The organism is Providencia sp. PROV076 (assembly GCF_028483405.1).
GTDB classification, from domain to species: domain Bacteria; phylum Pseudomonadota; class Gammaproteobacteria; order Enterobacterales; family Enterobacteriaceae; genus Providencia; species Providencia huaxiensis.
This window is the reverse complement of record NZ_JAMPRR010000035.1, coordinates 22,765-43,722: the sequence shown is the minus strand read 5'-3', so window position 1 is coordinate 43,722 and position 20,958 is coordinate 22,765. Positions and strand designations below refer to the sequence as shown.

The 20,958-nt window shown below is 41.2% G+C and carries 20 protein-coding genes; 7 read left to right on the top strand and 13 right to left on the bottom strand.

The window, feature by feature from the left end:
- The first annotated feature begins 116 nt into the window (after positions 1-116).
- Positions 117-836 (top strand): oligogalacturonate-specific porin KdgM family protein, encoded by a 720-nt coding sequence (locus PSF67_RS19285; protein ID WP_102140197.1) that lies wholly within the window; start codon positions 117-119, stop codon positions 834-836.
- 167 nt (positions 837-1,003) lie between these two features.
- On the opposite strand, the gene PSF67_RS19280 is transcribed toward PSF67_RS19285, so the two are convergent.
- The 11 genes from PSF67_RS19280 to agaR all read right to left on the bottom strand — a co-directional run bounded on the left by PSF67_RS19280 (position 1,004) and on the right by agaR (position 10,973).
- The gene (locus PSF67_RS19280; RefSeq protein ID WP_272677497.1) at positions 1,004-2,071 is read right to left on the bottom strand and encodes a glycoside hydrolase family 88/105 protein; all 1,068 of its coding nucleotides are present in this window, start codon (positions 2,069-2,071) and stop codon (positions 1,004-1,006) included.
- A gap of 17 nt (positions 2,072-2,088) precedes the next feature.
- On the bottom strand, positions 2,089-2,844 hold the full coding sequence (gene kduD / locus PSF67_RS19275; protein WP_102140195.1) for a 2-dehydro-3-deoxy-D-gluconate 5-dehydrogenase KduD: 756 nt from the start codon (positions 2,842-2,844) through the stop codon (positions 2,089-2,091).
- 68 nt (positions 2,845-2,912) lie between these two features.
- Positions 2,913-3,743 carry a 5-dehydro-4-deoxy-D-glucuronate isomerase gene (gene kduI, locus PSF67_RS19270; RefSeq protein WP_272677496.1) on the bottom strand — a complete coding sequence of 277 codons (831 nt, stop codon included), beginning with the start codon at positions 3,741-3,743 and terminating at the stop codon, positions 2,913-2,915.
- 37 nt (positions 3,744-3,780) lie between these two features.
- The gene (nagA, locus tag PSF67_RS19265; RefSeq protein ID WP_272677495.1) at positions 3,781-4,953 is read right to left on the bottom strand and encodes an N-acetylglucosamine-6-phosphate deacetylase; all 1,173 of its coding nucleotides are present in this window, start codon (positions 4,951-4,953) and stop codon (positions 3,781-3,783) included.
- The gene (gene agaF, locus PSF67_RS19260; RefSeq protein ID WP_102140192.1) at positions 4,950-5,381 is read right to left on the bottom strand and encodes a PTS galactosamine/N-acetylgalactosamine transporter subunit IIA; all 432 of its coding nucleotides are present in this window, start codon (positions 5,379-5,381) and stop codon (positions 4,950-4,952) included. Before agaF ends, nagA begins: the two co-directional genes overlap by 4 nt.
- Positions 5,382-5,443: 62 nt before the next feature.
- Positions 5,444-6,331, bottom strand: a complete 888-nt coding sequence (locus PSF67_RS19255; RefSeq protein WP_102140191.1) for a PTS system mannose/fructose/sorbose family transporter subunit IID — start codon at positions 6,329-6,331, stop codon at positions 5,444-5,446.
- Entirely contained in the window at positions 6,321-7,091 is a 771-nt protein-coding gene (gene agaW, locus PSF67_RS19250) for a PTS N-acetylgalactosamine transporter subunit IIC (protein ID WP_004264436.1), read from the bottom strand. Before agaW ends, PSF67_RS19255 begins: the two co-directional genes overlap by 11 nt.
- Before the next feature lie 48 nt (positions 7,092-7,139).
- Complete coding sequence (gene agaV, locus PSF67_RS19245) at positions 7,140-7,634, bottom strand: PTS N-acetylgalactosamine transporter subunit IIB (protein ID WP_094962832.1); 495 nt, start codon at positions 7,632-7,634, stop codon at positions 7,140-7,142.
- Positions 7,635-7,668: 34 nt separating this feature from the next.
- Positions 7,669-8,853 (bottom strand): SIS domain-containing protein, encoded by a 1,185-nt coding sequence (locus PSF67_RS19240; protein WP_272677494.1) that lies wholly within the window; start codon positions 8,851-8,853, stop codon positions 7,669-7,671.
- Between the two features lie 8 nt (positions 8,854-8,861).
- Positions 8,862-10,145, bottom strand: coding sequence for a tagatose-bisphosphate aldolase subunit KbaZ (gene kbaZ, locus PSF67_RS19235; protein WP_272677493.1), 1,284 nt, complete (start codon positions 10,143-10,145; stop codon positions 8,862-8,864).
- 51 nt (positions 10,146-10,196) lie between these two features.
- Positions 10,197-10,973: a transcriptional repressor AgaR gene (agaR, locus tag PSF67_RS19230; protein WP_102140188.1), complete on the bottom strand. Its 777-nt coding sequence runs from the start codon at positions 10,971-10,973 to the stop codon at positions 10,197-10,199.
- 528 nt (positions 10,974-11,501) lie between these two features.
- On the opposite strand from agaR, the gene PSF67_RS19225 reads away from it, so the two are divergent.
- The 6 genes from PSF67_RS19225 (at position 11,502) to PSF67_RS19200 (ending at position 19,095) form a co-directional block, all read left to right on the top strand.
- Positions 11,502-12,737 (top strand): anaerobic sulfatase maturase, encoded by a 1,236-nt coding sequence (locus PSF67_RS19225; protein WP_210844648.1) that lies wholly within the window; start codon positions 11,502-11,504, stop codon positions 12,735-12,737.
- 23 nt (positions 12,738-12,760) lie between these two features.
- On the top strand, positions 12,761-14,368 hold the full coding sequence (locus PSF67_RS19220) for a sulfatase family protein (RefSeq protein ID WP_272677492.1): 1,608 nt from the start codon (positions 12,761-12,763) through the stop codon (positions 14,366-14,368).
- 63 nt (positions 14,369-14,431) lie between these two features.
- Complete coding sequence (locus tag PSF67_RS19215; protein ID WP_272677491.1) at positions 14,432-15,898, top strand: DUF2264 domain-containing protein; 1,467 nt, start codon at positions 14,432-14,434, stop codon at positions 15,896-15,898.
- Between the two features lie 115 nt (positions 15,899-16,013).
- A complete protein-coding gene (locus PSF67_RS19210; RefSeq protein WP_102140184.1) occupies positions 16,014-16,868 on the top strand; it encodes a tagatose bisphosphate family class II aldolase in 855 nt (284 codons plus the stop codon).
- A 90-nt stretch (positions 16,869-16,958) separates the two neighbouring features.
- Positions 16,959-17,537: a DJ-1/PfpI family protein gene (locus PSF67_RS19205; RefSeq protein ID WP_166268077.1), complete on the top strand. Its 579-nt coding sequence runs from the start codon at positions 16,959-16,961 to the stop codon at positions 17,535-17,537.
- A 256-nt stretch (positions 17,538-17,793) separates the two neighbouring features.
- Positions 17,794-19,095 (top strand): uracil/xanthine transporter, encoded by a 1,302-nt coding sequence (locus PSF67_RS19200; protein ID WP_231068783.1) that lies wholly within the window; start codon positions 17,794-17,796, stop codon positions 19,093-19,095.
- Between the two features lie 80 nt (positions 19,096-19,175).
- Here the strand turns inward: PSF67_RS19200 and PSF67_RS19195 are convergent, their stop codons facing one another.
- On the bottom strand, positions 19,176-20,177 hold the full coding sequence (locus PSF67_RS19195; RefSeq protein WP_102140181.1) for an ABC transporter substrate-binding protein: 1,002 nt from the start codon (positions 20,175-20,177) through the stop codon (positions 19,176-19,178).
- A 12-nt stretch (positions 20,178-20,189) separates the two neighbouring features.
- Positions 20,190-20,957 (bottom strand): ABC transporter ATP-binding protein, encoded by a 768-nt coding sequence (locus PSF67_RS19190; RefSeq protein WP_229597510.1) that lies wholly within the window; start codon positions 20,955-20,957, stop codon positions 20,190-20,192.
- Position 20,958 lies beyond the last annotated feature (1 nt).

Sequence of the window (20,958 nt, the reverse complement as noted above, 5' to 3'; positions counted from 1 at the left end):
TTGCCGCCTAATAAATTAGGTGGCATTAACTAAAAATAATGAAAATATTATTCTCTAATAAAACAGGGAATCACTATCCTCGTGCTTAAATAGTACACAGCTTTGGAATAAAGATAATGAAAAAATTAATTATTGCTAGTGCAGTGTTATTTTCAATTTCATCACAATATGCTCTCGCAAATAACTATAAAACAACAATTGAATATCGTCATCAATATTTAGATGCATCAGGAAAAAGTGGGGACAGAATTAAAGCTTTCTTGGATACAGGAAAGAATATTGGATTTGAACTTGATGCGCGTTATGGAAATAAAGATGGTGCCTATGACGCAATGAAAATTGATGGTTCTGAATTTTCAGCTTTTTATTATACGAAATTAAACCCAAATTTAGTGGGGCTTGTTGGTGCTTCTCTTGATTTTGATAAATTAGGTTTGGTTTATGTTCCTTATGTCCGTTTAAACTATACATTCGATAACGGTATTCGTTTGCAAGGCCGTTATAAATGGAAAGTATGGGATTATGGTCAAGCAGGGGAAAATGGCAGTAATTACCACTCTAAAATCCAAGAGTTTGATAGCTGGATAGGTTATAAATGGGGTAACTTAGACTTACAGTATCAGTTAGATTTAATGTGGGAAATGGCCGACAACGCTCAACCTCTTTATAATGATAAGAAATTCGATTATCAGCACAACGTTCGCCTTCGTTATGATATTAAAGCGGATGATGGTGCTTTATGGCGCCCATTTGTTGAAGTGGGTAATGTGAAAGAAAATAGATTTTCAAGTGACCGCCAAACACGCTTCCGTGTGGGTATTCAATATACTTGGTAATATCACTTTTTATTAAATATACATTTGCCCACGAGTGATCGTGGGTTTTTTATTGCCGGCTTGTAAAGAAGAGAGAAAAAATAAAGGCAAGAAAAATGGCCAATAAATTGGCCAAAAGAAAGTAATGAAATGACAACTTGAGCAATGGTAAATCGGGTCGTAATGGATTAAATCTTGAGTTGGATAACTTCACTTGCGGCTAATAAATAGGCTCCTGCCCCATAATCCATATTATGGTCATACTGGACATCTCGTGGGTTGAACGCTGGAAGCTGTACCCAACCTAGCATTCCATTGGGGTGAATACAGCTTTGTAGTGCACACCATGATTTTTCGAGTAAAGGCAGATAACGTGTCTCTTCCAGTAAACCTTGATTTAAGCCCCATGCTAAGCCATAGCTAAATAATGCAGTCGCACTACTTTCAGGGGCTGGGAAGCTTTGTGGGTCAAGTAAACTGGTACGCCAGAAACCATCATCTTGTTGGTATTTAATGACAGCTTCCATTAGTTCAACAAATAAATTCACATACTGCTGGCGGGCAGGGAAACCATCAGGTAAAGATTGTAAGATACGTGGGATAGATGCAATAACCCAACCAATACCTCGACTCCAAAATACTTTCTCACCATTTTTTTCACGCAATTCACCGCCTTTGCCATCTGGAATATAGCGATAATCACGATAAATTAAGCCAGTTTCAGGATCACGCAAATGGTCTACTGCATCCCAATAAGCGGTATGCATGTAGTCTAAGTAGCGACTGTCATTTGTTTGAGCTGATAAGGCAGCAAAAGCTGGGGGAGCCATGAAAAGTGCATCACACCACCACCAGTCTTCTCGACCTGGTTTTGGCTCAGCTAACATAAGGTTGAATGCGTTAATAGTGGGTTCAAGGACTTCTGGATGATCAAATTGTGAACTTACAGCTAAATAAGCTTGAGTACAGACATGGTCATCGGCAAAACGCGGGTTAGGTCCTGTACGAAATCCAGTATGTAATGTGTAATCCAATACACCAGTCAGATATTCGTTATCCTGTGTTGCTTGCCAAGCAGCGGCAACACAAGACCACAGAACACCACGTTCCCAATCCGTATCTTTAATAAAACGGGTTTTACCACTACGACGAAGTACACTGCGTACTTGGTTTTTTGATTGAAAACGGTAAACCCGTTTCATGTCGTCTAAAACCGTATCGCGCTGTAATGGTTTTGGTAATGATGATTGTTCCATTATTTTCTCCAGATAGGTTAGCGAGCTAACCAGCCACCATCAACCGCAATGGTATAACCATTAATATAGTCGCTTGCTTTGGAGGCTAAAAAGACAGCTGGGCCTGCCAAATCCTCTGGTGTTCCCCAACGGCCTGCTGGAATACGCTCTAAGATAGCCGCATTGCGGTCTGCATCAGCGCGTAGTGCTGCTGTGTTGTCTGTTGCCATGTAACCTGGGGCGATTGCATTCACATTAATGTTGTATTGGGAAAGCTCAGTAGCGAGAGCACGAGTGAGCCCCATGACAGCGGACTTACTTGCCGTGTAAGATGGAACTCGAATACCACCTTGGAACGAGAGCATTGAAGCAATATTAATAATTTTACCGCCATTTCCTTGCTTCACGAATTGTCGTGCAACACGTTGAGATAAAAAGAATAGGGTTTTTTGATTAATATTAATCACATCGTCCCAATCTTTTTCACTAAATTCGAGTAAGTCTTCGCGACGAATAATACCCGCATTATTAATAAGGATATCAACATGGCCCATGGCAGATACGGCATCATCAACTAAAGTTTGCAGCCCATCTTGTTCCATTAAATTCATAATAATATAGTGAAACTTGCGGCCTAAAGCTTCGACCTGAGCACGTGTTTCAGGGGCATCTTGGACTCCAACTCCGACAATATCTGCGCCTGCTTGTGCCAAACCAATTGCCATTCCTTGACCTAAACCAGTATTACATCCAGTGACAATCGCGACTTTTCCAGTTAAATCAAATAAGTTCATATGTGCCTCACTTACGATGTGACGGTACAGCCACATCGTTTTTTATTTTGTTCAAAAAGATAAAGGGATTATTTCAGATCTTTCATGGCAACATGGTCCATGTCGTGGAATACCTGATTCTCTCCAACCATTCCCCATATAAATGTATAAGCAGCGGTTCCTACGCCTGAGTGAATCGACCAGCTCGGGCTAATAACGGCTTGTTCATTACGAACAACAATATGGCGGGTCTCCGAAGGCTCACCCATATAATGGAAAACAACGTTGTCTTCTTTCATATTGAAATATAAATAGACTTCCATACGGCGCTCATGGGTATGGCATGGCATGGTATTCCATAAGCTGCCAGGCTCGAGTACTGTCATACCCATTGATAATTGGCAGGTTGGTAAAATCGATGGGTGTAAGAACTTATAGATGGTACGAACGTTACAGTTCTCAACATTACCTAATTTTTCTGGCGCAGCTTGTTCGATAGTAATTTTGCGTGTTGGGTAAGTATGGTGTGCAGGTGCGCAGTTCATGTAGAAGCGTGCAGGAGTATTGGCATCGGCACTAATAAATTCGACAGATTTAGCGCCCATACCGATATAAATAGCTTCTTTTGGTGCGATGTCATAGGCTTCGCCATCAACGATAACTTGGCCCGCGCCCCCAATATTAATTGCACCCAGCTCACGACGCTCAAGAAAAAAATCAACGCCTAATGCTTTTCCTGCCATTAGCGCGAGTGGTTTTTGTGTTGGAACAATACCACCCACAATAATGCGGTCGATATGGCTATAAGTGAGATTCATTTCCCCTTCACGGAACAAATTCTCGATCAAGAACTGTTTGCGTAAGCCTTCAGTATCAAGTGTTTTTGCATGCTCACTGTGAATTGGTTGACGAATTTCCATTATAAATACCTCATAATTTACTGATAGGTAACCGGCCTTAATGGTCGGTATTCCCGAATACAGAGTGAACGTGTTCACCTCTGATGAATGTGTCTGTTAGATAAAAATTGTTATCAACAACAGCGAAATTAGCGTGTGCTCCAACTCGGATGTAGCCAAATTGGTCATCGATCCCAAGGTATTGGGCGGGAACCGAAGTGGCCATTTGTACTGCTTCCCACTCAGGAACATGCGCGAGTTGCACCATGTTGCGCAATGCGCTATCAAGGCTACATGTACTACCTGCAAGAGAGCCATCAGTCGTGCGGGCTTGTCCTTGAGTGACTTTTACTGTTTGCGCACCAAGGAGATAATCGCCATCCGGTAACCCTCCAGCTCGCATACAATCTGTAATTAAAGCGAGCTGCTGATAACCTTTCATTCGATAAGCTAGCTGCATCATGACGGGGTGAACATGAACGCCATCGGCAATCAGTTCCGCAAGGACATCGTGGTACAACACTGCGCCACAGCAACCGGGCTCTCTATGATGTAAACCCGTCATGCCGTTATAAAGATGTACGCCACAATCTGCACCATGTGAAAATGCGAGACTGGTTTGTATGAAATCAGCGGCAGTATGTGCAACACTGGTCTTAATACCGCGTTGTACTAACCAATCAATAGCCTCAATGGCACCTTCTGCTTCGGGGGCCACTGCAACCCGTAAAAGTGTGTGATTAGCACATTGCACAAGGTCTTCCAGCTCATGAATGGTCGGTGCTTTTAAGTACTTAACAGGATGTGAGCCTCGATGACGTTCAGTGAAGTAAGGGCCTTCTAAAAAACTGCCGACTAACTGGGCTCCTGATGTTTGCGATTTGGCGATAAACTCACAGACTTGGGTGAGTGCACGTTTGATATCATCCATTGGTGCGGTGACGGTGGTTCCCACCCAAGCAACAACACCGGTTTTGGCTAATGCATCGGCTATGGTTTGCAACCCTTGCTGGCTTGCATCCATGACGTCTGCGCCAGCACGCCCATGAATATGGATATCAACAAACCCCGGTAGTAAGGAGCGGCCTTCTAGGCGTATGACAGGGCAATGTTCGGGAGCGGTATCCGTAATTTCTTGTATAACACCGTTGCACACACGAACATACTGCTGATAACGAATTCCCTCAGGAGCAAAAGTACGATCCGCTAAAAGGGCATATTGTTGTTTCATAGGCCATCTTCTTCAAATTCAGTTTCTGACGTCATAGCCAGTTGCTGACGTAGGTCTTGAATACTGCGAGTCCCTATATCGTGTAAGATAGAAAGGAGTTCTTTTGCATCAACCCCTTCACGCTCGAATGCCGCATTAACGATCATCGGCAGGCTAACGCCAGCTACAACTTCAACGAATTGATTTTCCATCATAATTGCCATGGCGCGGTTACAAGGGGTTCCACCAGGAAGGTCGGTGAGAAAGAGCACTTGTTCACAATTCATAGCGTCCATTGCGGCTCGCATTTGTTGTTCTAATTCATCGGGAGAAAGGGTTTCAACAAAATCAATAAACACCATATTTTCCTGTTCACCTGCGATAGCCTTGACCGCAGAGGCCATGCCGCTCGCAAAATTAATGTGCCCAGAAACAATCAAACCAATCATTGATAACTCCTTGCTGGTGGGTAACTTAGCTACCCACCTAAAAACAATTTAATACGATCCTGTTACATCACACCGAGTACGTGGCCAATAACGCCGAAGGCTAAGACAGAGAAGATAAGAACGGGCGGTTTGGCCCAGAAACCAGTCCCTTTCACCATTTTGAACATCAAAAAGACGAGGCAAAGCGGGAGTAAGTTAGGCATGATTTTGTCGAACAAGGCGGTTTGTAGTTCAACCACCTTGCCGCCTACCTCAACAGCAGCGGTGGTTTGTACTTTTATGAAGGTGGCGGAAAGTGCCCCAATCACAAAAATCCCCATGATGTTGGCGGCTTTAGCGAGCTTTTCTGTTGCATCGCTCATATTAACCATTGCTGCGGTACCCGCGCGATACCCCATGAACATCAAGCCGAAATAGACAAAAAAGTGAACAATTTGGTACAAAAAGAAGAAAACAAATGGGCCGGCAATTGAGCCTTCCATTGCGATAGATGCACCTAATGCTAAAGTCAGCGGCATCAATGTCATATGGTCGATAGCATCGCCAATGCCACCTGTTGGCCCCATACCTGCCACTTTCATAACGTTGACAGTTGACGGCTTCTCTTTGTTTTCTTCCATGGCCACAGCTGTACCAAGTAAGAAAGTAAATAATTTTGGACTCGCATTGAAAAACTGTAAGTGATTTTTCAGTGCAGTTGCATAATCGCGTTTGTTATTACCATGAATTTTGCGTAGGGCTGGGATGATGGAGAATGCAAAGCCTCCCCCCTGCATACGTTCAAAGTTAAAGTTACCTTCCATAAAGAGCCCACGAAAAGCACAACGCCATAGATCGCCTTTCGTGATGACTTTGCGGACAGTGGTATCTTGGTACTCATCAATGCCATCAACGTAGGATCCCACTGGTAAGTTTTTGGTTTCTACTGCTGTTTTGTTATCAGATACCATCTTCAAAATCCTCATTTTGTTGTGAGTTATTTTTATTGTTGTTACCGCTGAAGAAGTAATACAGTGCTGCCGCAGATGCGCCGAGTATTGCCACTGCCATAATTGGCAGCTTGAGATAAGTAGTCATGACGAAACCAACAAAGAACACACCAGCCACTTCTTTTGACCACATGATTTTTAATAGCATCGCGAAGCCAATTGCTGGAACCATTTTCGCGCCAATACCTAAGCCTTCGAGGAGTACTTTTGGTGTGTTTTCATCAATCCATTGTGCTGCGTGTTCACCGAAGTAAACGGTTACAAAAGCGACGATAGCGTAGAGCAAAGAACGAACGGTAATGGTGGCGACTAATAACCGGGAGATCCCCGCCGCATCTGCTTTTTCAGCGTAGCGGTCAGCTTTCCCCATGGTGAATGCGGTAATAGCAAAAAAGCCGATAATGATCATTTGCATGAGAACGGCAATTGGCATGCCGATTCCCATCGCTACTGCTGGTGATTGGTTGGTCATAATGGCGAATGCAACAGCGGCGATAGTACCTAAGGTAACATCAGGTGGCTGAGCCCCTGCATTTGGAACAAGCCCAAGCCAAGCTAATTCTAATGTTGCACCCGCAATTAAACCGACTTGCATATCACCCATAATCAGGCCGACAACAGGCCCTGTGATCAGTGGGCGGTGGATATTGAGTGCAACGTCATACTTATCTATACCGCAAAAGAAGGCCCATAAAGCCACGAGAGAAGCTTCATAAATCATAATAGTTTTCCTTAAACGCCTTAGTGTTAAGTTGTTATCTCAATCTGCTTATGCTGTTGCGAGAGTAAGAACATTAACGGGGGTTTGGTCTGGAGTATTTTGAATTGTGCAAGCTACCCCTTTGTCGACAAGCCGACGGAATGCCTCTAAGTCGCGTTCATCCACAGACACTGTTTTGGCAATTTGGCGTTTTCCTTCATGGAAGTGCATATTACCGACGTTGCAGTGAGTGATAGGAACGCCGCCTTCGACAAGACGAGCAACATCTGTTGGGTTATTGCAAAGAATAAAGATTTTTTGACGAGGAGATGCCTTGTGAATGACATCGATAGTTTTTTCGATAGAGAAAAATCGGACGGCATATTCTCCACCGGCAGAAGCTTTCATTCCTGCTTGCATAAACGCGGAGTTAGGGCCGTCCGCAGCATCATCATTAGCGACAAGAATTAAATTTGCTTCAGTGTGTTTACCCCAAGTGATTCGAATTTGCCCATGTAATAAACGCTCATCGATTCGGGTCCAGACAATATTTGGTGCGTGCATATAATTGCTCTCTTATTATTAGCTATATTTATCATTAAGAAGGCATGGTGCCATCTTCTTGATATGAGAACGGGTAAATAGTGACACCTTGAACAACTCGATTAATTTCTCCAGTTGGAGACGGGTTATCCGGTGTATTCCCCAGTGCAATGGAACTATGGAATGCAAAGGCTTGCGCTAACATTAAATAAGGGAAAAATAGTGCTGAGTCTGAGCATTTCTCCATTTTTTTAATATAAACAAAACTTTCTTCTATTTGTGTGTCATCAGAAGAGGAGGTGATCGCGATCACTTTCGCTGAAGCATTATCGTGAATTACCTCTCTTAATAAGTCAGTCTCATACTGTCTGGTGTACTTATCGTTTGATAGAAACAGCACAACTAACGTTTCTTTATTGACGATAGATTTCGGTCCATGGCGAAACCCTAAAGGCGTGTCAAAGTTAGCAACGACCTTACCAGCGGTTAATTCCAGCATTTTTAGGGCGGCTTCTTGTGCAAGGCCTTGTAGGCCCCCACTACCTAGATAAATGACTCGTTTAAACTTACCTGCATAATCTTCTCGGATACGGAGGTTAAATTGGGTATAACTGTCGTGATAATCTTGGAAATAAGGTTGAATTTCGTTCAAATAGAACGATTCTTTTAAGAAAATACACAGTGCAGCCATCATCATAGATGAAAAGCTTGATGTCATTGCTAATGAACGGTCATTTGACTCTTCTGGCATTAAAATAGCTAATGCATTGGTATTATTTTGGCAATAACGATATAGCTGTCCTTGCTCGTTACAGGTTAAAACTAAGTGGTAACATTGTGTTAGGCACTTTTCTGCTACATCCAGGGTGGCAACACTTTCAGGACTATTACCAGAGCGAGCAAAAGAAATTAGTAGCGTTGGTACGTCTTCTGCTAAATATTCTTTAGGGTCGGCCACTAAATCCGTGGTGGCGATAGCATCAACTCGGCGTTTTAAATGACCAGTCAGAACGGGGGCAAGGGCGCGGCCTGCAAAAGCTGATGTTCCTGCTCCCGTCATGATAATACGTGCGTCCGATGCCTGAAGTACTTTAGCTAAAAATGTATCAATTTCAGCACGTTGTTCTTGTATTAGCTGGTTTGTTTTTTCCCAGCATTCAGGCTGTTGCTCAATCTCTTTTGCTGTCCAGAATGCGTTTAGCTTTTCGAGTTCAGGTGTTTGATAGCTTAAATATTCCATGTCAAACCTCAGTGACTAAATTTACATGCATCGGCATATACCGAAAGTACGTCGCGAATTTTTGCAAAAATAAAGGATTTCGCTGAGCCGTCGATCATGCCTTCTCTCAATTGTTGAAATTGATGTGGCATATATTGGCTTAGAAGTGGTAACGGAATCGATTTTGAAGATAAGTTCGCCATCAGGGTGTCTATGGCTTGGTTAATTTCTTTATCAGGCCAGTAATAACGAATACGGTCACTAAAGCTATAAACGCGAGCAAAAGCTTGCTGCTGAGCATCACCATGGTAGTATTTTTGCCAAAATTCAGGCTCACGGCACATCAACTGTTCCATTTTCTCTTTTAAGTGAGAGCACTGTTCTGTTGGGAACATTTCATTCTCAATTTCACACAGAGAATAGAGGGCTTCCCGCATAGCAAATGTTAAAGCAGGGCCAACTTTTAAAATGGCAAAATGGTCTTGCACTAGTTGCTTGTAAGCATCCGGTGTTTGGTAATCGGTTGAATGTGCTTCGAAAACGAGATGAGGGTAGTCATCAACCACTTGACTTAATGATTGTGCTTTTTCAGGTTGATAGTCAATAACACCGGTATGGTCGAATTCCACACCAGGTTGCACGACGAGGCCAATAACACGTGTCCAGCAGTCACCGATGCCTGCTTTTTCGAATGCTTTCGCATGGCAGTCTAAGGTTTTTCTCGCAGCTTGTGGGTCTGTGACCTCAACACCTTCAAGGGCTTCTGTTGCTCCACCAGGAACAGGAACTTCAGTACCAATAACATAGACGATATCGCTACAACCGAATTTTTCTTTGGCAGTTTTTTCTGCAATAACAGCAAGTCGGGCAGCCCGTTGTGCAACAATTTCATCAGTAAGTGGAACTGGGTCATCTGCACAGGACATACTGCAATCAAGGTGTATTTTTTTAAACCCTGCAGCAACATAGTGCTCAATCAGGACATCTGCATTATCCATGGCATCAGCGGCATTAAGCCCCTGCCAGCGATTTGGGCCTAAATGGTCTCCACCAAGAATTAATTTATTTAGAGGGAAATTGATTTTTTCTGCTTTTTCAATAACGTAGTTGAAGAAGTCAGCCGGAGTCATACCCGTATAGCCACCAAATTGGTCAACTTGGTTAGATGTGGCTTCAATTAAAAGAAAGGAATCATTATCCAGCGCTTGGTGCAGTGAAGCTTCAATAACAAATGGGTGGGCTGAGCAAACAGAATAAATGCCATTCTGTTTACCAAGTTTATTTTGCTGAACAATCTTTTCTAAAGGATGCATTAATACTAACTCCACAATCAACACGGTTGTATTGTTAATGGAGTTAGCGAATTATTGCTCTTTATCGACGATGATTACTTCAATTTTATGGTTTTTTAACTCTTGGATATATTCATCAGGGATCCCAGAGTCTGTCACCAAAACATCAATACCAGCGAATTCACGGATCATATGACAACTGCGCTTACCGAATTTCGTAGAATCAGCAACCGCAATAACTGTTTCCGAGATTTCACACATTAACCGGTTAAGGCTAGCTTCCTGTTCATTGTGTGTCGTGATACCAACGCGTAAATCGAACCCATCAACCCCAAGAAAAACCTTGTCAAAACGATAATTTCTGAGGCTGTTTTCTGCTTGTGAGCCAGAAAACGATAAAGCATTCTTGCGCAATGCGCCGCCAGTCATTAGTACATCAATGCCTGCAGCTGTAGCTAACTCCATTGCGACATCTAAACCGTTAGTCATGACAACAACGCTATCTCGCGACTTTAAGTGGGTCGCAATTTCTCGTGTCGTTGTCCCCGAGTCTAAAATTATTGTGTCGCCATCATTAATGAGCGCGGCGGCCGCTTTTCCTATTAATGTTTTTGTGCCCGCATTCTGCCCACGTTTTTCGTGGATGCTAAGTTCAGCAATAAACCCAGTATTTGGGATTGCTGCCCCATGGGAGCGGACGACATAACCATTTTTTTCAAGAAAGCTTAAATCGCTACGGATGGTGACACTTGAAACTTTAAATATTTCGGCTAAATCTTCGACCCGTGCTTTACCTTGTTGGTTAATCATGTCGAGGATTTCCATGCGCCGTTCAACAGCCGCTTTCACTTTCATCTCCTTACGAAACCAAATGACTTTTCTTTCATTTGATTTCGAATTAAGTTTACTACGCTAAAAAATACCGACAACGAAAAAAAACAAAACTTTTGATCTCTTTCACAAAGTTTCGATTTGTGTGTTGCTTGCTTACGGATATTTTCAAATTTTAAATATCATATCTTCGAATAGGAAAGTATCCAATCAATAAAGTAGCAATAATTGTACTTTTACTAAGCAACCCCTGTGTTTTGCATGAATATTAGCAATATTTGCAAAAAAATCGCTAAATATAAGCTCAAGAATTGGCATAAAGTGCGATGGCGATATTAGAAATTCGAAAGAAATAAAAATTTCTTTAAATCAAAAACAAAAATTAGTGGCTTAATGCGTGCTATTTGTGCTCTCTTCAATGCTTCTAACTCAAATTACAACCTTTCAAACTCTTTCATTTTTTAATTTTGTGATTTCAATCTCTTTTGATTTTTCGTGTTTTGCGTAATGCTATAAAAATAACCTGACTGTTTCGGATGAATTTAAATGCCTGCAAACCAACCTACTTATTTTCATATGATGGCGAAACCCACCAGCTATCGCTGCAATATTAAATGCGAATACTGTTTTTATCTTGAAAAAGAAAATGTATTTCACGAACAATCAGTGGAAGACCAACATGACGTTATGCCTGATAACGTGCTGCGTCGTTATATCAAAGACTATATCCAGTCTCATGCAGGTGAACAGGTGGATTTCTCGTGGCAAGGTGGGGAGCCAACCCTCGCAGGGCTCGAATTTTTTGAGCGGGTTGTTAAGTACCAAAAGCAATATGCCCAAGGAAAAATCATCACGAATAGTGTGCAAACTAACGCTATTGCGATAAACCGTCAATGGGCACAGTTTTTTGCAGATCACGGTTTTTTAATCGGTGTATCTATTGATGGCTTAGAAGCTGTTCATGATAAATACCGGATTTCCGTTAATGGTAATCCAACTTTTGAACGTGTAAAGAAAGCGGTTCAGCTCCTGATTGAATATGGCGTTGAATTTAATACCTTAACCGTTGTTAATGACCAAAATTGGCGAAAAGGAAAAGAAACGTATCGAGCTTTGAAAGCATTGGGTTCCACTTTCTTTCAGTTTATCCCCATTGTTGAGGTAGATAGGCGCTTTCCTCATACCCAAGGTGGCCATTATGCCCCTGGGCCAAATGCAGTGATGGCTCCTTTTTCAGTACCCGCTGAGGGGTATGGGCAGTTTATGGCTGATGTTTTTGATGAATGGGTCCACCAAGGAGACATTGGCAAAATTTATATTCGTCTATTTGATAGCTTATTAGGCACTTGGATGGGCTATCCGGCATCAACCTGTGTGCAATCTAAAACGTGTGGACAAGCGCTGATTATTGAGTCGAATGGAGATGTCTATTCCTGTGACCACTATGTGTACCCAGCAAATCGGGTGGGTAACGTACAACAACATTCCCTTTCTCGTCTTGTTTCCTCTAAGCAGCAAATCCGTTTTGGGCAAAATAAATATGACAAGCTAACGAGTCTTTGCCAGCGCTGTGAGGTTCAAAGCCTTTGTTATGGCGGTTGTCCTAAGCACCGGATCACGGCGATAGAAGGTGAAAAATATCGCCATAACTATTTATGTCGTTCATATAAAAAGATTTTCCATCATACCGCTTTAGGCATGCAGTTAATGCGCCAAGCGATATCACGTGGCGCATTAGCCAGTGATGCACTTGGCGAAATACAGCACGCTTATAAGCAATAACAATATTATCTGGAGATATTTTTGTGAGATTACCTTCTATGAAGAAAAGCCTGTTAGCAGGGCTGATTGCAACCAGTAGTTTAGTGCCTCCAATTGCAGCGAATGCAGGTGGTACACCGGAGAAGCCGAATGTTTTACTGATTGTTATGGATGACTTAGGAACAGGACAGCTCGATTTTGTACTTGATAGCATTGATGTTAACGAACTTGCGAAGCGCCCGTCACCACAACGTTATCAGGGCGATATTAATAAGATGGTGGAAGCGGCAAAAATAGCGATGCCAAATGTCGCTGACATGGCGGCTGGCGGAATTAAGATGACCAATGCATTTGTGGCTCATCCTGTCTGTGGCCCATCACGAGCCGGTATTTTTACTGGCCGCTCTCCTGCAAGTTTTGGTACTTACAGTAACGATGATGCGATGTTAGGTATTCCTCAAGATATCAAACTATTACCTGCATTATTCCAAGAAAATGGCTATGCCACCGCCAGTATTGGAAAGTGGCATAATGCGAAGGTATTGAAAAAACCTAAAATTGCAGCAGAAAAGCAAACTCGTGATTATCACGATAATATGATTTCAACACCGGAACCAGGTTTCGCGCCTCATGAAAGAGGTTTCGATTATGCATATAGTTTCTATGCATCAGGAGCGGCACTTTGGAACTCCCCCGCAATGTGGCGAAATGGTGAAAATGTGCCAGCTCCCGGCTATACCACACATTTGCTAACGGATGAAACCATTAAATTCATTGATGGGCACAAGGACAAACCTTTTTTTATCAACCTTTCATATAGTGTGCCGCACATTCCGTTAGAAGAAGCTTCCCCTGCGAAATACATGGATAAATTCAATACTGGCAATGTTGAAGCCGACAAATATTTTGCTGCGCTCAATGCCGCAGATGAGGGAATTGGTAAAATTATCAATACACTAAAGGAAAATGGTGAATTAGATAATACCTTAATCTTCTTTATTTCTGACAATGGCGCGGTGCATGAGTCGCCAATGCCAATGAATGCAATGGATAAAGGCTTTAAAGGGCAAATGTTTAATGGTGGTGTACGTGTTCCATTTGTCGCTTATTGGCCGGGGCATATTCCTGCGGGTAAACACAGTGATGCGATGGTTTCAGCGATTGATATCTTACCAACCGCATTACAAAGCGCAGGGATCACCATTCCCGATAGTATGAAGGTTGAAGGCAAAAACATTATGCCACTCTTAACGGGGAAAGCAGAAAAGTCGCCACATAATTATCTGTATTGGACAGGTCCAGGGACGAAACATTACAGCGAAGAAAACCAAGATTTTTGGCATGGCTACCATGAATGGATCACTTATCAACGCAAAGAAATTCCAAACAACCCTAATTTAGAAAAACTATCGAAAGGTTCATGGGCTATCCGTGATGGAGAGTGGGCTCTTTATTTTTATGATGATGGTTCTAACCAGCTCCAATTATTCAATGATAAACAAAACCCGGCCGAATCGAATAACTTAGCAGCTCAATATCCAGAAAAAGTGAAAGAGTTGAAATCGGCTTATTATCAATGGGTTAAAGATAAGCCAAAACCCGTTTTATGGGGACAAGATCGTTACCAAGTCCTGATTGAATCAGCAAAATAAATACAAAATTTTGTTTTAGCCTGCGCGCAAGGATGCGCCTGTTTGCATGATAGAGAAATACGTATGACAACACCTACTGAACGTCCAAAGCTGCCTTATGAACACCCAAATATAAAAATTTACCAGAAGCTATTCAAAGAAAATATCATTCGAAGATTAATTAGAAAGTCAGCCTATCAATGTAACGATAACCACATCACCAAAGCCTTTCAAGATGAAAATCAATCACTTTCAGTTCTTTGCGAATTATTAGTTCGCTATACCACGGAAGCTTTTGTTCATTATCAAACATGGGGCTACTCTCACGCATACTACCCCGGTAGCCCGGGCCAGCAAACGGTACGAACAGATGCTCTAGAAGGGGTTAGTAGGGTACTGCCTTTACTTGCTTCATGGCTAGCTCACAGCCAAAAAGCAATATTGAAAGGGATAAATTTAGCATCAATTGACATTTCTGACATTATCAAGAATGCATTTTTACATGGCACAGATCCCACTCATAAAGGCTATTGGGGAAGGCTTGAAAATTATGACCAAAAAATTTGTGAGTCTGCAGATTTAGCGCTGACTCTCTGGTTAAGTCGTGAGTGGGTATGGGAAAAATTGGATAAGTCTGCACAACAGAGGATCATTACATGGTTCGAACAAGTTAATCATTGCGATATCGTAGACAACAACTGGCACCTGTTCCCGCTTACTGTGCAATTTGTGATCCGAGCACTCACTGGTCGAGATACTATTGCAACGTGGCGCTATGAAAGAGTGAAACAATTTTACGTGGGTGATGGTTGGTTTCGGGATGGCGCGAAAGGTAACTTTGACTACTACAATGCATGGGGGTTTTACTACTCATTATATTGGCTTAACCAGATATGCCCTGATTTTGATGAAGAATTCATTCGTAGTTCATTAAATCAGTTTAACCATCATTACCGATATTTTATGACACCTCAAGGCATCCCTTTTTTTGGCCGCAGTGCATGTTATCGCCTCGCAGTATCCGCGCCTTTATTGGCAGGCGTTGATTTGGGTGGAAACGCTGTGAGTGTGGGGGAGGCTAAAAACGCACTAGAAAGCACTTTGCGTTATTTTATTGGTCATGGTGCCTTAAAAGCAGGAGCGCCAACTCAAGGTTTATTTGGCTATGATGCACGCTTAGTCGATAACTATAGTGGCCCAGCGAGTAGTTTTTGGTCATTACGTGCGGTGGTCATTGCTCTATATTGCGGCAACCGAATTCAACTTTGGGATAGCCTTCGCACTCCATTGCCAATTGAGTGTTCAGACTTTCATTTCGAAATACCGTCAATTTCGGCAACGGTTATTGGTGTGAAAGAAACACAAGAGGTTACCGTGATATTTCGTGAAGATTACCTCAAACAGCAATCCCCGTTGACGCGTCGCTTAGAGAAACAATTATGCTCTCAGAAAGTGATTGAAACGCTACTAGGCCAGTCAAGACGCCCTAAAAACAATCTGTTACGTAAGGGGGTGACCAGTTATAGCTCTAAAATGACTCACTACTTCTAGCCTCTCTTTCATTTGCTTTCAGTGCGAAAGGAATGGAAATGTGATTTAGATCTTTTACCTTTCTGATTCTTTCGTTTAATATTATTCGAAATCAATCGAAAGTTAAGAGGCGATTATGTACTTGGTATCTACCCGTAATATGTTGAACAAAGCCCAACTGGGTGGCTATGCGGTTCCCGCATTTAATATTCATAATTTAGAAACCATTCAAGTTGTCATGGAAACGGCCGCAGAAATGGCATCCCCCGTTATTTTAGCAGGCACACCAAGTACATTTTCTTATGCAGGAAGTGACTACTTGATTGCAATCTGCCAGCAAGCGGCTGAGCGTTATAAAGTTCCCGTGGCTTTGCATCTCGACCATCATGAAGATATCCCTGATATTTTCCAAAAAGTCTCCGCAGGTGTACGTTCTGCAATGATTGATGCTTCTCATTTTCCGTTTGAAGAAAATATTCAAATCGTTAAGCGGGTTGTTGATTTTTGCCATCAGTGGGACTGCACGGTTGAGGCTGAACTAGGGCGTTTAGGGGGGCAAGAAGATGACTTAGTTGTCGATGCAGCGGATGCGCTTTTCACTGACCCTGATGCTGCCGTAACTTTTATTCAAAGAACCGGTATTGATTCCTTGGCTGTTGCCATTGGAACCGCTCACGGCATGTACAAAAATGAGCCACACCTAGATTTCGCTAGACTAGACGCTATCCGTAAGAAAACGGATTTACCGTTAGTGCTTCATGGTGCTTCGGGGATCCCTGATGCGGATGTTAGGCATTGTATTGAGCTTGGAATTTGTAAAGTCAATGTCGCGACAGAGCTCAAAATCGCGTTCTCTGATGCAATTAAGCAGTATTTCATTGAAAACCCAGAAGCCACTGATCCTCGCCATTATCTGGTTCCAGGAAAGGCAGCGATGAAAGCGGTGGTGATGGATAAAATTCGTGTTTGCAAAAGTGATGGAACACTTTAATAAGCAAAACTATCTGGATTTGCTTGATGTATAACCCAAAGTTATTGCGGATGCCCTGCAATAACTCTTTTTGAAAATAAAAGGAATGTCATGAAACAAGTTGCTGTTTTGCTCGCGGATGGCTTTGAGGAAGGGGAAGCTGTCGTTTTCATTGATATCATGCGTCGGCTAGATATTCATGTTGATGTGCTGTCTTGCATGGATACGCTTGTTTTAAATACGTATTTTGGCACTAAAATTAGTGCAGATTATCTTTTAGTCGATAAATTATCTCATACTTATGATGCAGTGATGATGCCAGGTGGGCCAAAAGGAACTGACCGTTTATATGCGAATGAAAAGGTGGTTGATTTTCTTCGCCGGCATATACATGAGGATAAATATATTTGTGCGCTATGTTCTTCTGGTGCGAAGGTGCTAGCCGCCCATGGCTTACTGGAAAGGCGGCATTATAGTACCGGGGACAAACTCGCTGAGAAGTTTGATGATGGTATTTATGTTGACCAAGATGTTGTTGTTGACGGGAAATTTATCAGTGCAAAAGGGCTCGGTGTGAGTTTTGAATTTGCATTTACCGTCGCAAAATATTTACTGGCTGACAATATTGATAAAGTGGATTGGCAAGCTAAGCATATTTATTTTAAACATTGGCCACTTCCTTATCTATAACGTTTATTGCTGACTAAGCGTTTTTTATCTTGATCACCGATAAAAATAAAGCGGGAATAATATTTTTTCCCGCTTTATTAATATTAGATAGCAGAATAATGATCAAAAATCAGAGTTAATAGTGTATGAAGCTAGTTCTCATCATGATAAGAATTAATTGTAATTTATCAATATCATAACAGCTGGATTTAAATTAGAAATTTTCCGTTATAAACATTAAGCTGGTTAGGTACATAATCGCCGGTAAGGAATGAATATGCGGAATATTGCTATTACAAAAAATAATATTATTTCTGGTTTTCAATGGTTCTTTTTTATCTTTTGTAATACGGTTGTTATTCCTCCGACGTTACAGTCCGCTTTTCATTTATCACCACAAACCACATTTGTTATTACCCAGTATGCTTTCTTATTAACAGCTCTGGCTTGTTTATTGCAAGCATTTTTAGGGCACAAGCGCTCAGTAATGGAAGGGCCGACAGGGTTGTGGTGGGCAACAATTTTAACTGTCACATTATCAGAATCGATGCAAGGAACTCCCCTTGGCACTATCGGCTGGAGTTTAGCTATTGGTATTTTCTTGTCTGGGGTCGTGACTATTCTTATTGGTTTGAGTGGATTGGGCGGTTGGTTGGCGAGTTTGTTTAAACCGGGTGTTTTAGTCGTATTTATGTTTTTGCTTGGCGCCCAGTTAGTAACTATTTTCTTAAAAGGAATGCTAGGACTACCATTTGGTGTCGGAGGCGAAAATATCACGGTCAATTACCCTGTCTTCTTTTTAGCGCTCGCAGTACTGATATTTGTCATCGGAATGATTATTTATTTACCCATGAGCATCAGTAAATATGCGTTATTAATTGGGACAATTATCGGGTGGGTTGCTTATAGTGGGCTATTTGGCAGCGCAATATCCTCTGTTTCATCAGGGGAATGGATGCTATTTCCATTAGGTCGCTCCGATGAAGTCAATATGAGTATTGTATTGACGGCTATTTTGGCTGGGATATTAAATACATCAAATACATTTGGAGCGATGCGAGGAACTGATGTGTTTTACCCCGATTCATTGCCGACGAAGTCCCTATATCGACGTAGTTTTATGATGTCAGGGTTCGTCACGATATTAGCCGCGCCAATAGGGGTCGTGCCTTTTTCACCGTTTGTTTCATCCATTGGTTTAATTACCCAAACAAAAGATAGTTCACGTACCTCTTTTAGTATTGGCAGCCTTATTTTCTTATGTGTGGGGGGCGTTGCAGTATTGACCCAATTTTTTCGCTCTTTACCGTTAGCCATTGGCAGCGCGGTCATGTTGGCGACTTATCTGCCTCTGTTATTTTCTTCATTTTCGTTTCTGGCAGATATGAAGCTAAATGCACGTAATATTTATCGCCTTGCTCTACCTATTTTTATTGGTATCTTCTTGATGTCAGCACCTGCTGCGGTATTAAGTTCTTTACCAACAATGTTTAGTTCTTTACTGGGTAATGGGCTGCTAATGGGCATTATCTTGGCACTTATTTTAGAAAATACGATCAAGTGGGATAACATTGCTTAATATTTTGATAAAAAAAGCAAAGATGAAGAAAAATCTTTGCTAGAAAAGAAATAAAAAGGGATATGGTTTCATTTAGGCGTTTATTTTTTAGTATAAACCCAATTTTTTATATCAATAGGCTTAGTGATAATTTTGTTATCAATCAAAAATTGTTGAGTTTGCTTTAACTTACGGATGTCATTATCAGTAATATTAACGGAATAGCGTTTAGAAAAACTATCTATACTATGAAAATCATGTATTTTTTTAATGATTTCAACATTAGTATCGCTTTCTTTAGCAAGTAAAATTTCTGCCTGATCGGGATTATTTTGCGCATATTTACTTGCTTTTAATAAAGCAATATTCATTGCTTTAATCACATTCTCATTTTGATTTATGAATGCTTCTCGCCCTACGATAACAGAAATACCTGAGAGTTCAGGTTCAGTACGGGTTGAATAAAGTGTTGTAATAGTTGGGGATTTATTTTCTAAACGGGCGGTACTTTGCTCAGTCCATACCATCGCATCAATTGCTCCGTTTAATAATGCGGATTCAGCATCATTTGTCATTTGAATAATATTGAAGTCAGATAATTTATACCCTTGTTGTTCAATAAATAGCGTGAAATACCGTTGCATATACGTTCCTCGTGGTAATGCAACTTTCTTGCCTTTAAGGTCAGCTAATGAGTGAATATTGCTATCTTTTCTTACTGCGATATTGGCATTGATGGAAGAATCCTCTGACATGATTAATTTTAAGGGTACACCTCTCGATGTGGCTATAATTCCTGGAAAATCAGCATAAACAGCAATATCAATGGCATTTGTCGCTAGGCCTTCATTGACGGCAGGCCCTGCTCCTGCAAAACCAGAAATGGAATATTGGTAATCAACTTTTTGTAGCTCTTCTTCAAGATATCCTAGCTGTTTTGCTAAACCGAGCAAACCACTTAAACGACCATTATTATCTGCTGTGCCAATACGAACAATTTTTTCATTATTTTTACTGTCAGGTAGCCTTTCATCCCCACAACCAACTAGAATGAACGAAATTAATACTATAATAGGAAATTTGATATAATTTAATAATACCATGATATGTTCCTTCTAGATTTCATATTCACTTGCAAAAAGTTCTGCAGAATTATCGAAAAATTCTTGAAGAATAATTCTTTTATAATATGCAAAATCAGAACTGCCTCGATTTCGTGGATAAGGAAGATTAATATCAATTATTTTTTTTATGTTTCCAGGGCGGGATGACATTATAATTACTCGATTTCCCAAATATATTGCCTCTTCAATATCATGAGTAACTAAAATCATCGTCAGTTGCTTTTCTTGTTTGATAGATAAAATCTCTCGTTGCATCTCAATTTTTGTTAAAGCATCAAGTGCGCCAAGCGGTTCATCCAATAACAATAGTTCAGGTTGGGTGATTATGGTACGGGCAATTGCTGCACGTTGTGCCATTCCACCTGAGAGTTGTTTGGGATAAGCATTAGCAAACTCAGTCAAGTTTACGAGTTTTAAATAATTTTCAACTAGAATTTTCTTCGTTTTTTTATCTATATGGTCTAATCCGAAAGCGATATTATCGGCAATTGTTAACCAAGGTAGAAGCCTATTTTCTTGAAAAATCATTCCTCTTTCTATATTTGGTTTGGTTATCTCTTTATTTTTAAATAGTACACTTCCACTATTGAATTGGTTTAAGCCTGCAATTATGCGTAGTAAAGTACTTTTCCCACAACCACTATGGCCAACGATAGCAACAAATTCACCTTTTTGAACTTGAAGGTTAATATCTTCTAAAACAGGAAGTAACTTATTATTGATAGTAAAGTTTTTAAATCCATTTTTGATTGATAGCATA

Bases quoted from the DNA above. Each gene is read 5' to 3' on its own strand.
- PSF67_RS19285 (WP_102140197.1), top strand. From the start codon at position 117: ATGAAAAAATTAATTATTGCTAGTGCAGTGTTATTTTCAATTTCATCA.
- PSF67_RS19255 (WP_102140191.1), bottom strand. From the start codon at position 6,331: ATGGTATCTGATAACAAAACAGCAGTAGAAACCAAAAACTTACCAGTG.
- agaW (WP_004264436.1), bottom strand. From the start codon at position 7,091: ATGATTTATGAAGCTTCTCTCGTGGCTTTATGGGCCTTCTTTTGCGGT.
- agaV (WP_094962832.1), bottom strand. From the start codon at position 7,634: ATGCACGCACCAAATATTGTCTGGACCCGAATCGATGAGCGTTTATTA.
- PSF67_RS19225 (WP_210844648.1), top strand. From the start codon at position 11,502: ATGCCTGCAAACCAACCTACTTATTTTCATATGATGGCGAAACCCACC.
- agaF (WP_102140192.1), bottom strand. From the start codon at position 5,381: ATGATTGGTTTGATTGTTTCTGGGCACATTAATTTTGCGAGCGGCATG.
- PSF67_RS19210 (WP_102140184.1), top strand. From the start codon at position 16,014: ATGTACTTGGTATCTACCCGTAATATGTTGAACAAAGCCCAACTGGGT.
- PSF67_RS19240 (WP_272677494.1), bottom strand. From the start codon at position 8,853: ATGGAATATTTAAGCTATCAAACACCTGAACTCGAAAAGCTAAACGCA.
- kbaZ (WP_272677493.1), bottom strand. From the start codon at position 10,145: ATGCATCCTTTAGAAAAGATTGTTCAGCAAAATAAACTTGGTAAACAG.
- kduD (WP_102140195.1), bottom strand. From the start codon at position 2,844: ATGAACTTATTTGATTTAACTGGAAAAGTCGCGATTGTCACTGGATGT.
- PSF67_RS19280 (WP_272677497.1), bottom strand. From the start codon at position 2,071: ATGGAACAATCATCATTACCAAAACCATTACAGCGCGATACGGTTTTA.
- PSF67_RS19200 (WP_231068783.1), top strand. From the start codon at position 17,794: ATGCGGAATATTGCTATTACAAAAAATAATATTATTTCTGGTTTTCAA.
- PSF67_RS19205 (WP_166268077.1), top strand. From the start codon at position 16,959: ATGAAACAAGTTGCTGTTTTGCTCGCGGATGGCTTTGAGGAAGGGGAA.
- PSF67_RS19195 (WP_102140181.1), bottom strand. From the start codon at position 20,177: ATGGTATTATTAAATTATATCAAATTTCCTATTATAGTATTAATTTCG.
- PSF67_RS19190 (WP_229597510.1), bottom strand. From the start codon at position 20,957: ATGCTATCAATCAAAAATGGATTTAAAAACTTTACTATCAATAATAAG.
- PSF67_RS19215 (WP_272677491.1), top strand. From the start codon at position 14,432: ATGACAACACCTACTGAACGTCCAAAGCTGCCTTATGAACACCCAAAT.
- kduI (WP_272677496.1), bottom strand. From the start codon at position 3,743: ATGGAAATTCGTCAACCAATTCACAGTGAGCATGCAAAAACACTTGAT.
- nagA (WP_272677495.1), bottom strand. From the start codon at position 4,953: ATGAAACAACAATATGCCCTTTTAGCGGATCGTACTTTTGCTCCTGAG.